This is a genomic window from Enterococcus sp. CR-Ec1 (assembly GCF_002850555.1).
In the GTDB taxonomy this organism is placed as follows: Bacteria; Bacillota; Bacilli; order Lactobacillales; family Enterococcaceae; genus Enterococcus_D; species Enterococcus_D entomosocium.
In genome coordinates this window covers 1,748,028-1,765,655 of sequence record NZ_CP025223.1, presented here as the reverse complement: position 1 = coordinate 1,765,655, position 17,628 = coordinate 1,748,028, and the positions used below count along the sequence as shown (strand labels likewise).

Here is a 17,628-nt window from a genome sequence, read left to right as displayed (position 1 = left end):
ATTTAACCTTCTAAGTAGTGCTGCATTTTTTCAAAATACTGCTTCTTTCGACCACCAAGCTCTTCTCCTACCGCTGAACAAATCTCCATATAATACTCAGAAATGAAGATATACTCTGGGGAAAGCTCGTACAGCTTTTCAAATGCGCCATCACCTAAAAGTTGATCAATCACTCTTTCAAGCTCTTTTTTTGCTTGCTTATCCGCTCTTTCAGGTGTGATCGTCTCTTTTTCCACTTTTTCAGTAATCTTTGCTGACTTGGACGCATACCCTGAAACTAACTTCCAAAAGGCTTCTGCACCTTTTTCCGATGTGTCGACGTAAAATGTATGTTCGCCAATTTCAATTGGTAACTGTGTTAGTTTTACTTGGATTTTTACCATTGTTGTTGCCTCCATTCGTTTGTATGTAAAAAAGAGAAGCGATAAACGCCTCTCTTACTTGGTTTCTTCCTTCTTATTTGCCTTGGCATTAACTGGCGCCGAATTCAACGCCGCATCTGCATTATTCCCCCCAGAACCCGGGACACCTTCCGTTGGGGTTGCGTCATAGGTAATCGTACAAGAAAAGTCCTCCGTAGTATCTGCTGCACCAGATCCTGCCACGATGTCAGTAACTGTCGCATGCCCAGTCCATTGTTTCGTCTTGTCGGCACTTACCACTCGATGCCAAACTTTTCGACCAACACCCGTTTTGTATTTCATATCTGCGACAATTTTCTGCGCTGGATCTTCAGAATCGTAATCTCCGCTGATATTGTAGGCACCAGATACACGGTTAACTAAGTTTGTTGTTACGCCATTGTAGTAAGACTTTTCTTCTGTAGCCTCCGTACTTGCGTCCGAAATGTCTTCAATTCCGTCAGCCAATTCTACCCACGCTGATTCCGTAGGTGCTGTGTTGATACTCGTAAATGGTGCAATGAAATGGCCACGCTCGCTGTTTACATTTTTCATTTAGTCTTCACTCTCCTGTTTTCGTTTTTTGATATAAAGTTTTGCTTGTACAACTAAGCGATAGTATAGATACTGTTGATTGTCACGACCTGCAAAGAACGGCTCGTTGACGATCGTTAGTCCCATAAAGCTATAAGAATCATCCTGCGAAGGAATTGATCTGGCATTTTCGATAATACTTGCTAGTCTCGCCATCACCTGATCACCAGTCGCTTCTTTTGTCTTCAAAACAAATTCGAACGGGATAACTTTGATTTTGTCACCGTTCATGTAAGATTTTTCCGTACGTCCACCAGCTTGCGTTGACAATCTGATTGAATCTTCCTGATCCATCGCATGGGCAATCACTGGTACATCGATCTGACTTGCTACTTCTTGTAGTCGATGAATAAAATCCATTAGAGGTTCGCTCCTTTCTTAAAGGCTTGTAGCCAATCATTGATAAAAATGGGCTTCGTAGTTTCATCCCAATAGGGACCCGTCCCCGGTTGTTTATTAACAAACGGAATCCAGACACCTGTCGTTGGATGTTTTCGACCACCATAGTACTGAGGGCCTGCATAAGGAACATCCCAAACCAACTGACTTCCCACCCCTGATACATGACCGCTATCTCGCAAATGCTCGGTGTCCCAAGGGACGACTGTCTCATTTATTGTTTGGAGCATACGATTGGCCATGTTCAATTGTCCACGCCCTAAATTGTCTTCGCTTAGTTTGGAGCGGACACCTGAAAGATCGATGTCAATCTTGATTCCAGCCATCAAACCACCTCAATTTCATAGCCAAACGGTTCAGGTGAATCAGCAAGTAATGGGATTACATGAGCAATCGTGTACTGCTTTCCTCCGAATTCGATTTGATCAGCAACAAAAAAATCTAGCAATGGTCCAGTGTACTTGCTTACCATCGAAATCAAAGCATTAGGTATTTGAACCTCACCATTAATATCTCTTGGTGAGAATTTGACAGAAAAATCAAAGCGAACATTTCGGATCACTTGTTCCTCTTCTTCAAATAGAGTTTCACCAATCGGTGAAATCCCCGTTTTCTTACGATAAATCACTTCATGGGGAAAGAACTTTTTTGGTGGTAATCTCATTCTCATCGGCTCACTCCTCTGTACAATAATCCAGTTCCCGAAAGCTGCATCATAGCGTCGCCAGAGAGTAAAGGAGTTTCTTCCTTTAAAGCACTCCCCTTTGAACTAGAAACACTCATCCGATTAATGGACCAACTGTCAGGCTCCTGCATGCCAAATGAGGTAGTGGCATCTGCTTCATGCATGTACTCGATTTGATAGGCAACAGCCAATTTAAAAGCGTTGCGCCGCATTGGAATATCTGATTCGAGATCATTGCGTTGATAGAAACGTCTCGTTTGGATGTCCAACAATGCACTGGCTCTCCTAAGAAGCTTTCGGAAATCTTTTTCTGTCAGTTCCGGTTCTTTGTCAACCAAACGTTTGTACTCTTTAAGAGATAGGTAGCCACAAGACTCGATGCTTTCCTGATCGTCAAAGATTTCATTCAACGGCTTTCTACGTAATCTCTCCATGGTTTCACCTCCATGAAAAAAGAGAGCGATTATTCACTCTCTTTTAACAGCTCTATTAATTCTGGTTTCTTGGCAGCAGCCGGGTACTCAATCCCGAGACGGTCTAACTCGGCTTTAAGCTCATCAACTTTCATGTCATCGATAACAATTGATTTACCTTCTACCCCAGACTTCCCCGGTTCTTCCGGGGTTACGCTTTTGGGTCGTCATAAGAGATATAGATCGCAGGACGTGCCTTCTTAAGTACCAAGCAGTCGTAATAGTCCAACCCTTTGATGGTGTCACGGTAACCGCCACGATCCTGGTCAGCAGGAACCAAATCAATCGTATTGTACTTCTCGATTGGCTTAGCAACGGTGATAGGTGTCATAATGAAGTTAATATGCTTGTCTTCATCGACCTGCAATCGATTTTTTGCAACCTTTTGAATGATGATATTCGTGCCGTCCAGCATTTCAACACGTCGATCGATACCGTTGAATTGAACAGTATTGGTAGTAAAAGTCTTAGAAACGCCATCTGCATTCTTCAATGCTTTGTATGCATCACTAGACATAAACGCCACAAACTGCCCAATGACTTCTGTATCAGTCATGTACGCTTCAGCATCATCGAAACTATCTAAAATGTTAGATTTAGTGATTGTTTCTTTGACCGTTTTTCCTTTGTAAACATTGTCAGAAGTGTCAAATCCGGCTTCAAGTAAACGAGCAACAGCGGTTTGATCTTTCTCTGGAATAGTAACCAGTCGAGTGTGCTCTTCAATGACAGCACCTACTTGATACGCTGCATTTTCCGATTGATCCAAGCGATCCATATCGTAGCCCATCCAACGTTCCTTTTCCAATTTTAAAGTTGATTTCTCAACTGAAATATTGTTCCGTTCGTTTTCTTTATTCCGCTTATAATCAGCAGCAGTAAATCCTTGCATTTCATTTACACGTACTTCATGAGTCCCCACAAAATCCTCTTCTGTGATATCTTTTGCCCCTTGCGTTAATACTTCCCATACTTGCGACTCGGCAGCAAATTCCTTGTCGATTTTCGCTAAATCTTTACTGTCTAAAATTACTGGCATTTAAACCACTCTCCTAATTATTTTTTGTTTTTGCGATATTCTCGGCTAGATTATCTTTCCAGCTTTTTTCTTTAGGTGGTTCGCCACCACCTGTATTCCCAGCAGCCACAAATTGCTTTTTCTTTGGCTGCGGTGTAGGATCATTCGTTTGAAACAAATAGCCTTCATCTTTTTTCAATGTGGCTACTTTTTCATCTAATCCTTTGACACCTTCGTCAGTAATTTCCAACTCATCTGTCTTCAACAAAGCTTTCACAGCTTTAATGTTCTTAGCTCCAGCTTGCGTTAAAGCTAATTCGATCGCAGCGTTCTTACGATCTGCTAGTCGTTCAGCGGTCACGGTTGCTAACTGTTTTTTATAGTCATCAATTTGCTTTTGCAAATCTTCGTTGCCACTGTTCGATGCTTTCAACTGCTCAACAAGCGCATTTGCGGCAATTAAATCCTCATTTGCCGTTTTCAACTTTTGAGACTTATCGTTAAAATCAGCTTTTGGCACTGCATTCTTTGGAAATTCTGATTTGATTTCCTTTGTTGCCCCGTCTAAATCAAACTTCCCATCCTCTCCGACGTGTTTTGACAAAATTTCTTTGATCCATTCCATAATTCATTCTCCGTTCCTTTTTATTCTGGTTGGTACCAGTTAGAGTGCGAGTTGTACCGCTCACTCGGTAAATCGAATAGTTTTATGTCATGTTCAGGACAAAATAAATAGCCATCGCTATGATGACTCTAATTCACAGTATATTTTTCATTTAACTTTTATTTATTTTCGTATATCATTTAGGTATAGTGAAAAAAGGACGGTGAGACTATGATTACCTATGTCTACAACATTTCTTTAGTATTAGATGATAAACAAAATTATGAAAGTCTATATAATTATTTAGATTCTTTCGGGGACGATTATTTCGCCATAACAAAAACGAGTTTCATAATTGCTACGTCTCTTAGAGTAAATGACCTAAAGAGCCAGCTTGTTAGCAAGACAAATAAGACTGATAAAATATACATTTTTTCCTTATCAAAAGGATTTGTAACTTGGCAAGGATTAGATGATTCAGAAGAAGCATTGCAATTAATACTTTCAAAAAACACATACAGATGATAAGCTTCCACAACTACCTTTCAGTTTTTGAGTTTAGGTATAGACTTGTTCTCTTGAATAATCTCGGCGTAACAATTGATCATGCTCATTGATAAATATTCGCAATGCTCCTTGTCGTCGTCTAATCAACTGTTTGAAATGCTGGACATCTTCTTTATTTTCAATCGTTATTGCGGCATTCAGTTGTCTTTTGGCACGACGAATAGCTACTTCCATGCGTCGCTGTTTGGCAACTAGGTCCGCATTGTCAATCGCTTCTTTGGGATCGTACTGCTTCATATGAACATCTAAATCAGGATCATAAATTTGAATGTACAATCGATGCCTGCAGTTTATCCCCTGTGTGCCATCAGGCTCACCGTATCCATGATCATAAATCGATGAAATGTGTCGTAATTCTTCCGGTGCATCTTCAGTGCGGACAAGCAACACCCATCCACCTTGAATATGGGCACATTGTGGTCGTGCAGCCACATGGCTACTCATTAAAGCTGTGACGATGCCATGATCTAAGCCTCGCTTAAGTCGCAGATCCTGATAAACACGGTGAGTGGTTGCTTTTAAAACCATCCGAACGTAGCGCTCAAGGCTCCATTCACGACCTGCTTTATCGACAAAGGTCGTCATCACCCCTTTTTCCACCATCGCATAGATTGATTCTCTAAGTGCCTGTTGCGGCGTTTTAACACCACCGATGATTTTAGCTACTGTATCGTTAAGAACTTGCTGATACATTTTCGCTAAAGGATTGTCAGGGTAATTGGTGTCGATCAGTGTTTGATTGACATGGTTGTCGAGATCACGCCACTGTTGGTTGAAATATGACTCCATCACATTATCGATTTCAGTCCTTGGAGGCGGTTCTGTTCCTTTTTGCTTAGACAAATTCTTGTCCAGATCAGAAACGACGTCAAAACCCGTGTCCACGACGATCTTACGTAGTTGATCATAAGAATACTGACTTGTTTCGTTTACTAGTTGCTGCAGCGATTGCTGATTCAACAAATTTAATTGCTGCATCTTCTCGATCTTCCACCGAAATGCGTTTTCTTCTGTGAGCGGCGTTCTTATCGGCATGTTTAACTGGCGGACAAGCATCTTCATGATTTCGTCTTCCATCGCCATATAAGCATCTTGAACGTAAGAAGCCTCAATCTCTAATTGTTTTGACGTAATTGTCATTCAATCACTCCTCAAAGTCTTCGTATCCAGAATCAAGTATTTTCCCAGTAGTTTCATCGACCACATCCAATTGCGCTTGGCGATAAAGATCCCTAGCTTTACTTTCAGGCAACTTCATTATTTTAGCAATGGTTAACCACCCTGGAATCAGCCCATCATTTTTCAGTTCACGATAATAATCAGATTCTGACTTTTTATCTAAGAAGATGCCATCATCAAAGTTAACGCCAATATCCTCACGATTTGGAGGTTCTCCGCCAAACAATGGTTTGCCATCAACTTCTGTGGCTCGGCCAAGCTCACACAGCGCTAGCACCACATCCTGAATAAATTCTTCTAGTTCGGTTGTTTGTTGGTTTCTTGATTGATACGTTTGCGAGTTCTCGCTAATAACTTCGGTTGCTGTCTTATTTGTAGTACGTACACCAGCACCATCAAAAACAAAAGTCCCGGTAGAAAGACCCACTTCCATTTCTAGAAGCCGTAAGCGGTGATTGATCGCCCCGATGTACTGTTCTGTTCGTATATCTTGTGTCAAATCAGTAATTTTAAACTCATCAGGGTTAGTACCAGGAACAATGACATAGAAATCATCGTTGGGATCAAAGGTCAAGTCAACTGTTCCTGTTTCTTTGTTAGAGACACCATCAAGCATAGATTCAGGAAAAGCCGTGCGTCTCTTTCCCACATCTATTTCATGATCAAATGCATCTAGAGCTTTGTTTAGTCGATCGAGCGTCCGCTTGCAGTTGTCGTAAACACCAACACCAAGTGGTGAGTACGGATGGATATTATTAAAACCAGCTGTTTTGAAATAAGAGAAGATAGGACGTTCAATTTCTTCCCCATGTCTCGATGGATCCAACTCTGCATATTGTTCCAAAGTGTCCAACGATACCTGCATCCCTAGAACATTAAATTTTTCACTTTCACAAAGCTCATTGAGCACCCAATATTCTCCGTCGATCCACTGATGAAACTCAAGAAGCGTGTAAAAGAATGTTTTGGAGCCTTCAGTTTTGATGGTTTTAAACGCAATCGCACACTGACTGATTTTATTGGTGCTACTCTCCAATGGATAAAATGCATCAGGCAGCGCCCACGAGAACTCAATTTGCCCTGATTGGTCATTGAAATAAGGGCGTACAACTAAGCCTCCTAGTGCCATTGCTGGCTCAAGGTACTTGCTGAGATTGCGCTTGAAGTCATTATGTCGAAAAACAGATTCTATCCAAGCACTAGCTTCATCATACTTTTTAGATTTATCCTCTTTCCCGATCGTGATTTCTGCCTGTTCATTGAACATTACCTTCGCGTACTCAGAAGCAACCTTGCGGGCCATATTGATATTAGCCTTTGTTCTTTGATCAGAATTACAATGCGTGTACCCTTGGTAATAAAGCAAGCTGTTTTGAATACGATCATACTCTTCTCTGCTCATTTGGATTTTAGGATGATCTAAAATACTTTGTAGCTCTTTTTTCGCACCTATCGCAACCGCCCCCTTTCCAAATACTCTTTTTATTGACTGCCAAATTGACACTGAACCACCTCCTATTAGAGAACATAGCGTTTCGTAAAGTAATTGATTGCGTACCGACATTCATCAAGAGCGTGGTTGTTTTTATCAACTGGGTAGCCATTATCATTACGGACATACATCCCTAGCTCCTTGATAAAATAATAATGGCCATATTTGCCTTCATGATCGTAAAGAAAAAAGCGTCCTTTTGACAAGGCGCTTTGCATGCGTTCAATCCCTATTTCAATTTTGGTGCCGTTACTCGTTACTTTATCTTTTGAATTGTTATCTGCTTTTGTAGTGACAATCCCCAATACACGCAACTCCTCACTCAACGACTTACACGCCGGATCGACAAAAAATTTCGAATGCTTAGGCAACCACGACCACTCTTTATAACACCATTCTTTGAACTGCTTGATTTCCTTGGCATATTCACTCATTGCTTTTGTGACACCAGTATCAGCGCCGCTATGATAAAAATTTGCCATTCGATAAAGATAATACTTTTTATCTTTCCACGTCACGAGATTCAACGAACAAGTGGTCGCATCACTTTGACCACCATCAGCACTAAAGAACGCTTCTACAGGCTTGCCTATGATTTCTTTTGTCATATGGGTATCTTCATTAAACATTGAATAGATCACGCCTTCGGGCATCACTCGATCGCCTAGCCAATCTCGTTTGTAGAGATAGTCAGAGACCTTACACTCTGCTTCCCATTCTTTTAATGATCTTTTCGTTAAAATAGGATTATCTTGTGGCCGCCAATGACGAAACTTGTAAGAACCCGTTTCAATGAACGGCTTCAGCGTTTCAAGATTCGGATGATTTGGAGCCGGTGGGTTTTGTTCTGCAAGATGGTAACGAAAACTAGAAGCCTTGGTCCGGCGAAAAGCTTCTTCGATAACCGCCTTATTCAGAAGATTAAACTCTAAAAAAGTGACCGTACCAAAGGACATCCCAGTGATAGCACCGACAGCATTCACTTTCCCGCCACCTTTGTAATAGATCCGCTTCTCTCCTGTCGGGAGATTGATCCATAAGTGGTCGCCGTGCTCATCGTGTCGAATCTCAGCACAGCTGGCAAAGATATGTTCAAGTCCAAATCCTTCGCAATCCATAAACATTCGATATGCTTGTTCTTGGTTATAAGCGAGTACAAGATGATTTGTATCGGGATGTCCTGCGTAGATTAAAGCCATCTTCTGAGCATCCGACATCGTCTTACCTGACCGAATCGTTCCCTCGTTCAGTTCCATCCGAATCCCTTGAGCGATTGAAAAATATTGTCTTGTTGCTTAGTCGATAATTTCAATTGATTCATCGGTATCACTCTCCTCATCTTCTTCTATTGGACCAATAAGTGCTTGGCCAATATCAATGAGACCTTGCACTTTACTCTGTTCTTTTTCATTTAACACAAGTTTTGATGCCTTATTTTCAATAATATCCGCCTCGGAATGAACTTTACGAATTTGCGCATCCATAATATTCAATTTCTTATGGCGCTCGTCTTGTTCATCAGCCAATGAGACAAACTGCTTGATAAGGTTCGATAAAGTAGAAGTCGCTCTTGTAATTGTATTGATATAGTTCGCATGTTTATCCCAAGCGTATTGAAGGGCATATGTTTCGGAGGTTCCACCCTCGCCGGATGACCATCCAGACACTTCTTTCGAATGATCTTCGTTGTCGGCGACATACATGATTTTGTGTGTTTGTAAGATTAATGCATGCGTTGTTGTGATTTGCCTCCACAGTAAGTCTGCTGGGTCCTCTGTATCGAAGGCCTTAGCAAGCTCATACGTTTCACTAGGAAGATACTTTGCATATAAACCATGCTTAAACGCATTACTGTTTCTTTTTGGTGGCGAGGCATTCTTATTGCCTTTGTTGCCAACAGCGTTTTTGTTTCGCGGAGGTGCCCCACCTTTATTTGTAGTACTACAATCATCTTTTGCAGTACTACATTTTCCGCTTTGTAGTACTGCATTCCATTTATCACGAGACTTCCAAGCTGAAATTGTCTTTTCCTGAACCTCTAATTGTTTTGCGATTTCTCTATTCGTAATTGTCCCTTTTGACTTTTCAAATAATTTAAACGCCTGATCACGTTTGGGATCACGTTGTCTTGCCATCCATTACACACCACCTCACATTCTTTATTGGTTGAGTTTCGTTTCGAAAACATTCTACCGTAAATACTGTACATTTATTTCTTAATAACTTCTTGATTCTTTTCAAAGACTACATCTTCTAATAAATAAAATCATTTAAAATTATCACTACTCCCATGATTAATGACTATTATTTGATATAATTGAAGAAAAAAAGGGCGGGTTAATATTCCTTGCTATGTAATCAAGAAGAAAAAATTAAAAGTTTCGAACAATCGATTCGTAATTCACGATCGTGATTGTCCACAAATTCAAAATAGCGATGTAGTAACAGATATTTGATTTCATACGGAGCATAACGGGGCACTTCTTCACATTAGTTTAAAAAGGCCTCCCGACAAGTTTTTCTTATGCAAGTTTTGTTGTAAAACACGATTCTAAAAGAATGATGATCCATTTATGCTATACTAAACTCAGACATAAGAACCTTTCCAGATGAATGTACAAAATACAAATCAATCTGCCTAACCACCGAGTTCCTAACTCTCGGTGGTTATTTTTTTCTTATACTCTAAAATTTTCCTCAAAGTATTTAGTACCAGTAATAGTACATAATCTGGTAAAATAAATTATCGGAATTTTTTTCTGAAATTTTATTTAAACGGAGCTGTTTCCACATGATTAACTCACAGTCGAGTGCTATTACTGAAGACTTGAATTACGTCTTGAAAAAGTTACCAGATGGATTCTATCTGACAGATGAGACAGAAAATGAGATTGTAAGTATTAAAGCAACCGGCCCATGGATCATTGAATTGATTTACGCTAACAACGAATCAAGTTTTGTACATTGTTCAAACATAAGAATTTTTTCAAAAAAGCGATAATTTTTAATTTTAATTAAAGATTATAGTTTTTTTGATACAATTTAAACAGGCAGTTCCACTTTACTCAAAACAAAACAGCTAACTATCTTAAAGTCGTTATCAGCCTAAAGCTGTCGGAATTGCTTCCGACAGTTTTTATTTTGCCTCGTATCATTTTCTACTTCTATACTCCATTCGAAATACTGAAGTGGCAATATCTGCTAATGTAAAGATAATAACCACTTCAAAACCAAATAACTTGTAAAACATAAAAAATATAATGAATTTCAAGAAATCATTTACTGCTTCCTAAATAACGGAATTCTTTCGGCTAATTTTCTTCATCATGATATAACTTCCTATTAATATGAGGATAGAAAGACTCTGTAACATCCAAGTTTATTTCGCACATTCTAAGTGATGGACTAGTATACCAAGTTTTATAAGGAAGATATGTTTTTACAAAACGTTGTACAAACAATTGACGCTTGAATTGCTTACGCGTCTTTATCTGATACTTTCTGACCATCCTTCTTTTTTCCGATTCACATAATTTATGCATGAAATCCATTTCTTTCATTGGTATAATAAATAAAAACGAGAGGTGAGCTTCTATCCCTGTTTATGTAATAAAAATGTTGTCAGAAAATAAGAATGTTTTTATGCTACACGACTGTGAATGCCCGCAAGTTAAAGACAGAATACGCATTTTAGAAATTGGGTTTCATACAGAACATCAAGCTGCGCTTCGACACCTAAGACTAAAAAGATCATCAAACAAATTTGTATTATGCAATCTCTGTTGTAAAACTCGTATATTAAAAAAATAAAAAGATTAATTTCCATATGTTATACTAAATTTTGGCAGAAGAACCTTTCATGATGAATGCACAAAATACAAATCAATCTGCCAAGCCACCGGGTTCCTAACTCTCGGTGGTTTTTTATGTGCTATTTTGTTACCATTTAGCTAAGCAGATCCGCTTTACTCAAAACAAAACAGCTAACTATCTAATAGAGTCGTTATCAGCCTAAAGCTGTCGGGATCGCTCGCGTCAGTTTTTTATTTTTGTTATAAGACCTATTTTCTTTCGTTAAACAATCCCTTGATTTTGATATAATCTTGTTATCAGCGCGCAAACTGAAATACTTACAATAAGGGGAGTTATTTATAATGGAAGAATTCAATGCCTTGGAACTAGCTGCTATGCATACAGCGTTAAGCAACTATTTATCTACACTAAACAGATTAGTTACCTACCCGATAGATACGAAGCTAGCCGGAGAAATTGCTGTCACTAAAAATTCAATTGAGAAAGTGACGGTTTTGTTTGCATCAAAAACTGGTGATATAAGTTTATTAGGCTAATTCAATATTCATCCAAAATAATTTAGATAATCGGAATCAGATCCATCAATCTACCGTGCTCCTTGCTACCTTCAATAGCTTGGAGCACTTTTTTTCAACTTCTGCGTATTTCATTCCAAATAAATTGACGCTTATAAAAAATGCAGCGGCATCCCTTTTGCGCAACAAACAATATCGTTTAATACTAGATCAACTAACGCCGTCAAAATAGCCACCTCCAAAATAAAAAGCCACTCGCAATAAGTGACTTCGTTAAGTAGTAAGATGATCAGGTGGGCTCTAACGGCCTAATCTTATCTATAAAGTTTCCCGCGGACATTATAGACCATCTCATTTTATCTGAATATCAACAAACCTGCAGTTTAGTACTAAAAAGACAACACGAGCAAATTCTGAAATGAGGTAATCCACCTCTTTCAAAAAATTGTGCTGTCTTTCTATATTCGTCAAAGAATTAACGCGATGAGGGATTAGCCCCCTTTCGGTTTATGAGTTATTTTGTGAGTAGCCCACCAACCACATCTCTTAATCTTTCGACACTAACATAATATCACCTTGAATCGAACGAACCCCCTAAAAAACCCCTAACATTTCCCTATAAAATCCCTATTTTTTTTGAGCTATTAACACACCACCTGAATATGCTTCTGCAAATTCAAATAAAGCCAGCGATCGAAGACGCTCGATATTCTTTTCACTATATAGAATACGCTCAAATTTCCCAGATGGCGTAACCTGGTAGATATCAAGTTTATATGCAATGTCTCGAATTGTAAGTTTGTTGGGATCACAATAACTGAAACGAAGGATTTTTTTAGAGATATCCGATAGGCTGTCAATCGCTTGATCAATCAGTATAATCTCTCTTGAATAATTTTCCATAAGTCCAACTAAACTTAATTGATGCAGCATGACTTTCTCTGTACCGTTCGTATTACTTCGATGAGCAGGATCATCGGTTATTTCCGGAGAACGGATCAATGAATATGGATCTATACTGGCACCCACTAAACGCCGTTTCTTTCTTCTGTATGTCATCAGAAGCTTTCTTGCGTTAGCGCGTGTTTTATTCTCATCTATTTCCTGTAATAAAGTCATAGCGCATATCCCTCCGATTTGGTGTAATTAATCTACCTCTAGTATCAATAATTTTGAGATGAATCTGTTTTTGTTTATTCTACATATTATGGAAATAAATATTCTAAGTTATTAATTAACTCTCCTTAACCTGGTTTGCAATCCATTATTCATAGGTGTATTTTGAACTTGAGGGTCAGAGCGATCATATCTTCAAAAATGAATATTCTGCTAATGGTTGCTTTCAAAGATATGCCTCCGCCCTCTCCTAGCGAGAGATAATAATCTAACATAATAACGCAGCTACGCTTTTTAAATCCTCGCTAGGATACATAATTATTCCAGAAGCATACGATTAATGATAGTCAGAGAAATCCAATTTTTTTGTTACTTTGAGATCTTAAGAAATAACCTGTTATAGATTAAGCTTTCTTAATCTGTTTGATAAATGTTATTTAAATATAGTAGTCTGTTTTCGAAGGCTAGTATCGAATCTCCTTTTAATGATATGGGTATTTAAATTAGAACATCTATTCGATAAATTGCTAGCCTTCTCCTAGCGAGGTTGCCTCATCCAACTAAGGCTCTGCTGTATCCATCGCGCCTCGCTAGGGTACATAGCTAGTTTAAATTAAGTGTCTTTTTGTATTTTCAAATAAGATATTGACCATTAGAAAATATTATTCAATTCTTCTAACTTACTTTATTATCTCTTTACTTTTACTTTTTATACTACAAAACTATAAGGAGTTGATTCCAAATGTATGTTGTGAAAGTATTGCATGGCTACATCACCTCTACTGGATGTCGAACACGTCTAAAAAGTAAAGCACGATTGTTTAAGTGTAAAGCTGATGCAGAAGAATTTGCATCCAAGATAGGTGGGAGAGTAAAGAAAATTGAATAGTACTGGATAATAAAGAGTGCACTTCTATAAATAGTAGGCACTTTTTATTTTACTTAAATTGTTTCAATTAATTTCGAACAAACATTAAATTAATTTATAGCTATATCGTTCAATTAATAACAATTTAAAGAAAAGACATTTTTTGTATCTTCCCTATTCCATCTGATTGACACTCGATATCATAACTATTAATATCTTTCATAATTTGAATAACTTACTAACCTTTAAAAACTGTTTTATGCTTTTCAGAGTACTTACTTCGTCTACTTAATTATCACTTTCATTTACTAAATATGTTGACCTTGCAAGAATTAAAACCCTTGTTTAAAGACTTGTTGGCAAATACATTGGCACCTGTTCCTAACTTGTCAAAGCCTACTTCAACTAATTCACCATAAAAACAAAAGTTATAGATTAAGAAAGCTTAATCTGATTGAATTCTATTTTCCATAGGAGTACTCTATTTATGAAGGCTGACATACAATGTTTATTTTTCCTTTAAAGCTTGTCACGATAAGAATAGATTAAGTTTAGATTCTTCAGCCTTCTCCTAGTGAGATAAGCAATAGCCACTTAGGTTAAATGCTACTCCTAAAGTTTCTCACTAGGATACATAATTAATTTCTAAAAAATGAGGTTGGTTGAAATGCAGTGCCTAAATTGTTATTGTTTCAAGATGTCTTTTATTCATCCACCGCAAAAATTAAAATTCGTTTGTTTAACTGTTGATGAAGATTTTTGCAATCCTGATAAAGGTAAAATAATTTTGGTTGATATGGCAGTTTGTAGAGATTGCGGTTTTGTTGAGTTATTTTGTAACGCATTCACTCACCAACCTATTAATATCAATCAATTATTTAAATCTAGTTGACTAATGTATAGATAACTAACTTGCAGCGGTTATTGCCGATAGTATTAATACTATAAAAGTTTTATTTTTCATCTTAATCACTTTTCCATTCCTTACTATTAGTATTTTTATACATTGATCTGATACAAAATAGCTTTAATGTGGAAAACTGGCAGTTCATTGTTTGAGGTGGCGAGTGGTTTGCCATCTCTTTTTTTGTAAATAGCATTTTTCTTGACGGATACGCAACACTTACTTTAGAATGTCTGCAATGCCTTTATATTCTTTTAATTAACCCTTTCAAGTTTTTAGGCATCGCCAGCAGCTATATAGCTGTTGGTTTTTTTATTTGCTCAAAAAGACTGATTAAAGTAATATTTAAAAAAGGCCACTCCTAACCAAATGAAATTGAGGCCCGATTCATTTTAAATTTAGCCTTTCCAGTACCCGGATGCTCCAAGGTACTGGTTTTTTTCGCATATATATAATTTTTTTACTTACACACTTTGTTCTGTTATCCTTTACTTCGAAGGTGCTTTTATGGATAACTGTAAGAGAATTGATATATGTGATTTATTTGATTCAAATAGCACAGATATAAACGACTTATTGCTTCAAGGTATCTATGATAGAGAAATGTATATTGTATGGTATGAAATAATTTTTCCTTACAAAAATATAAAGATATGTGATATTTTTGAAAATGATTATACGATGAAAGTTTCTTCAAAATATTTTTAGAGGAGTAGCATTGTGAAATTATTTTAAAAAATTTTTTTTATCTTTATTTTGTTTTCTACCTATGGTTGGTGTGGTTAGTTTGTTCACTGAAATCACCTTGATTTTTTCTACATTCTTGAAACATCTTTTTATATTTTCCGGTCTTTTTTTTGGCTATTTTTTTACTATCCTCTTTACTCAAGCTTATGAAAAGAAAATCAAAAAAGGTTGATTTGTTGTTTTAACTGTAAGCGGCTATCTTTCAAATTTGTTATATTAGTGTCACGACAAGTAAATAGATACTATGATAATATTCCCCTTAACAACAATTAGTTAAGGAGTACCTATGCAAGCCCTAAAAGTTATGATTTTATCTCTTCTTTTTATCTTTTTTTTGGTATTAATTTGCCTGATGATATGCATATTATTGTCACTTTTTAATAGTTTGTATAAGTTAGTTGGTGAAGATGTCCCTGCTAAACAGACTTTCAAAAGAACTTTTTTTAAATTAGTTACATTCATGTGTGATCCTTTAAAAAACTTATAGATTCTTATCTCGTATGATAGTTAACTCCCCGATTCTATTTTTGCAACGTGATCCAGATAATAGGACTCACTATCAATATCAACGTAATTTGAAAGTATATCCTCATCATCAACATCTACATTATCGGGATACTCACCGTTGGACCATTTCTGATACGCTTCTTCAATACTTTCAGCTTCAATTTCTAATGACACTTGTTGTCTTCGTTCCCAGCTGATATTAAAAGTAGTCACTTTCAAAAAACATCCTTTCTAGCCTGCTGTGTCTCCCCTAAAAAAAGGGCAATCATCACCCAAAGCTTTTTTACATGTAATTACACCAACGAAAATGATGATCACGCAAAAAACAAAACCGATTACTGATAGTCTGTTCATTCACTTATCTCCGCTGATTTACTATCTGGCTCTTCAAAAATTTCCTCGAAAGGATTGCCTTCATTTTTGAAAATCATCGGTTCACTAGCAGTATAAACGCATCCCCATGAATTTTTTTCGCCAGCTACACCTGTCGCAAATTTGTTATGGAGTTTCTCTTGACAATGTTTGCATTTCGAAAATGAATTTCCCCATCTAGTGTGAGCCTTCCCATAAAAGCCGCAAAAAGGACACGTGATTTCCACTGATACAGTTTCCCCTTTTTCAATCCATGCTGGTTTGCTACCAGAATCACTACTATTTTTCGTCTCATTTGCCAAAGGCTCTGGCTCTTGATCAGAACGATTCAGATCATCCGAATCGTCATTAACAAACAACGCTTCGAAATTTCCGGTGGCCAGCTGATGGCCCATCACAATCTCTTGTGTCGACAAATCTCTACCTGCAGTTTTTAATGTCACTGTTATTTCTTTTCCTTGAATCACGGTTCTCATAGCCCTGCCTCCAGTTTTTAATCCCAAACTGCCAACGCTTTTTCCTCTGCTCGTGCCGAAATTGCTGCCAGCGTTTCTAGATTTTCTACTTCCATCTTATTTACTCCAAAACGAATCTTTCTACCTGATCATGCTCCACATTATTACCAACGTAACTAATATCACGATGGCATGAATTGCTTTGTTACGATGTTCTCGTTCTTCCGCAAGATTGGTAACACTCGTTAGAACAATGATTCCTAAGAAGAATAAAAATAGATTCATTCATCCGCCTCACTTTCACAGTCCTTACAGTCTCTTGGATATCCAGGCGCTTCTCCGTCGACAAAACTGCCACATGTCTGACAGATAAATCCTTCAAGCATATCATCCACTACTTGTGACATTCACTTTTTTCCTCCTTTGGCACATTCTCTAATCGCCATTTCATCCATCGGTAATTACTGATCCCTAATGCATTGATAATTGCTTTCACACTATAGCCCTCATCAATTAAATCCATATAATCTTCGTAGGTAAATGTGTATAAATCGATTGGCTTTAGTGGCCTTGAATGATCCATGATCGGCGATCCTATTAATTTGCCGATCTGTTGGACTTTTTGCAACTCGTTTTTTGGGATCTCCTCAACAGTTCGATCCCCGATGATAAAAATCATTCTACGTCGATAAAATAATTTTTGCTGTTTGGTTAACATACGCTCCTCCTATCCAAACCGTTTCCTGATTTGAAAATCGTTGTTTATGAGTTCCGTCAACGTATCCTTTGGATACACTTTCTGTTTTCCTGCCCGCTTCTGATGCTGCTTGCATAACCACTCAAGCTTCTTTATTGTGTCATCATCCAGCGCATATCTAGGGCGTTTTTTCTTTGTCGGCACTAGGTGGGACACCTCCTA

General features: G+C 37.8%; 19 protein-coding genes. 1 reads left to right on the top strand and 18 read right to left on the bottom strand.

Annotation, left to right across the window (positions count from 1 at the left end):
* Window positions 1–2: 2 nt before the first annotated feature.
* The 13 genes from CXM95_RS08445 to terS all read right to left on the bottom strand — a co-directional run bounded on the left by CXM95_RS08445 (window position 3) and on the right by terS (window position 9,547).
* Window positions 3–383: a hypothetical protein gene (locus CXM95_RS08445; RefSeq protein ID WP_233499114.1), complete on the bottom strand. Its 381-nt coding sequence runs from the start codon at window positions 381–383 to the stop codon at window positions 3–5.
* Window positions 384–437: 54 nt separating this feature from the next.
* Window positions 438–956, bottom strand: coding sequence for a phage tail tube protein (locus CXM95_RS08440; RefSeq protein WP_101699010.1), 519 nt, complete (start codon window positions 954–956; stop codon window positions 438–440).
* Window positions 957–1,355 carry a minor capsid protein gene (locus tag CXM95_RS08435; RefSeq protein WP_101699009.1) on the bottom strand — a complete coding sequence of 133 codons (399 nt, stop codon included), beginning with the start codon at window positions 1,353–1,355 and terminating at the stop codon, window positions 957–959.
* Window positions 1,355–1,720 (bottom strand): minor capsid protein, encoded by a 366-nt coding sequence (locus tag CXM95_RS08430; protein ID WP_101699008.1) that lies wholly within the window; start codon window positions 1,718–1,720, stop codon window positions 1,355–1,357. The genes CXM95_RS08435 and CXM95_RS08430 overlap by 1 nt, the downstream gene beginning before the upstream one ends.
* The gene (locus tag CXM95_RS08425; protein ID WP_233499113.1) at window positions 1,720–2,064 is read right to left on the bottom strand and encodes a putative minor capsid protein; all 345 of its coding nucleotides are present in this window, start codon (window positions 2,062–2,064) and stop codon (window positions 1,720–1,722) included. The genes CXM95_RS08430 and CXM95_RS08425 overlap by 1 nt, the downstream gene beginning before the upstream one ends.
* Entirely contained in the window at window positions 2,061–2,513 is a 453-nt protein-coding gene (locus tag CXM95_RS08420; RefSeq protein ID WP_101699007.1) for a hypothetical protein, read from the bottom strand. The genes CXM95_RS08425 and CXM95_RS08420 overlap by 4 nt, the downstream gene beginning before the upstream one ends.
* Before the next feature lie 29 nt (window positions 2,514–2,542).
* Window positions 2,543–2,647, bottom strand: coding sequence for a HeH/LEM domain-containing protein (locus CXM95_RS08415; RefSeq protein WP_101699006.1), 105 nt, complete (start codon window positions 2,645–2,647; stop codon window positions 2,543–2,545).
* 56 nt (window positions 2,648–2,703) lie between these two features.
* Window positions 2,704–3,591 (bottom strand): capsid protein, encoded by an 888-nt coding sequence (locus CXM95_RS08410; protein WP_086316252.1) that lies wholly within the window; start codon window positions 3,589–3,591, stop codon window positions 2,704–2,706.
* Window positions 3,592–3,604: 13 nt separating this feature from the next.
* Window positions 3,605–4,195 (bottom strand): phage scaffolding protein, encoded by a 591-nt coding sequence (locus CXM95_RS08405; RefSeq protein WP_101699005.1) that lies wholly within the window; start codon window positions 4,193–4,195, stop codon window positions 3,605–3,607.
* Between the two features lie 537 nt (window positions 4,196–4,732).
* A complete protein-coding gene (locus CXM95_RS08395; RefSeq protein WP_101699003.1) occupies window positions 4,733–5,881 on the bottom strand; it encodes a phage minor capsid protein in 1,149 nt (382 codons plus the stop codon).
* A gap of 4 nt (window positions 5,882–5,885) precedes the next feature.
* Window positions 5,886–7,424: a phage portal protein gene (locus tag CXM95_RS08390; RefSeq protein WP_101699002.1), complete on the bottom strand. Its 1,539-nt coding sequence runs from the start codon at window positions 7,422–7,424 to the stop codon at window positions 5,886–5,888.
* Window positions 7,425–7,438: 14 nt separating this feature from the next.
* Window positions 7,439–8,668, bottom strand: a complete 1,230-nt coding sequence (locus CXM95_RS08385) for a PBSX family phage terminase large subunit (protein ID WP_233499112.1) — start codon at window positions 8,666–8,668, stop codon at window positions 7,439–7,441.
* A gap of 39 nt (window positions 8,669–8,707) precedes the next feature.
* Window positions 8,708–9,547 carry a phage terminase small subunit gene (gene terS, locus CXM95_RS08380; RefSeq protein ID WP_101699001.1) on the bottom strand — a complete coding sequence of 280 codons (840 nt, stop codon included), beginning with the start codon at window positions 9,545–9,547 and terminating at the stop codon, window positions 8,708–8,710.
* Between the two features lie 2,019 nt (window positions 9,548–11,566).
* On the opposite strand from terS, the gene CXM95_RS08370 reads away from it, so the two are divergent.
* Entirely contained in the window at window positions 11,567–11,761 is a 195-nt protein-coding gene (locus CXM95_RS08370) for a hypothetical protein (RefSeq protein WP_101698999.1), read from the top strand.
* Between the two features lie 606 nt (window positions 11,762–12,367).
* Here CXM95_RS08370 and CXM95_RS08365 read toward each other — a convergent pair.
* From CXM95_RS08365 to CXM95_RS08340, 5 genes are all read right to left on the bottom strand, one after another.
* The gene (locus CXM95_RS08365; protein WP_101698998.1) at window positions 12,368–12,859 is read right to left on the bottom strand and encodes an ArpU family phage packaging/lysis transcriptional regulator; all 492 of its coding nucleotides are present in this window, start codon (window positions 12,857–12,859) and stop codon (window positions 12,368–12,370) included.
* Between the two features lie 3,023 nt (window positions 12,860–15,882).
* A complete protein-coding gene (locus tag CXM95_RS08350; protein ID WP_101698995.1) occupies window positions 15,883–16,095 on the bottom strand; it encodes a hypothetical protein in 213 nt (70 codons plus the stop codon).
* Between the two features lie 137 nt (window positions 16,096–16,232).
* Window positions 16,233–16,730, bottom strand: a complete 498-nt coding sequence (locus tag CXM95_RS08345; RefSeq protein WP_101698994.1) for a hypothetical protein — start codon at window positions 16,728–16,730, stop codon at window positions 16,233–16,235.
* Window positions 16,731–16,990: 260 nt separating this feature from the next.
* Entirely contained in the window at window positions 16,991–17,116 is a 126-nt protein-coding gene (locus CXM95_RS19110) for a hypothetical protein (RefSeq protein WP_267892618.1), read from the bottom strand.
* The gene (locus CXM95_RS08340; protein ID WP_101698993.1) at window positions 17,104–17,427 is read right to left on the bottom strand and encodes a hypothetical protein; all 324 of its coding nucleotides are present in this window, start codon (window positions 17,425–17,427) and stop codon (window positions 17,104–17,106) included. The genes CXM95_RS19110 and CXM95_RS08340 overlap by 13 nt, the downstream gene beginning before the upstream one ends.
* Window positions 17,428–17,628 lie beyond the last annotated feature (201 nt).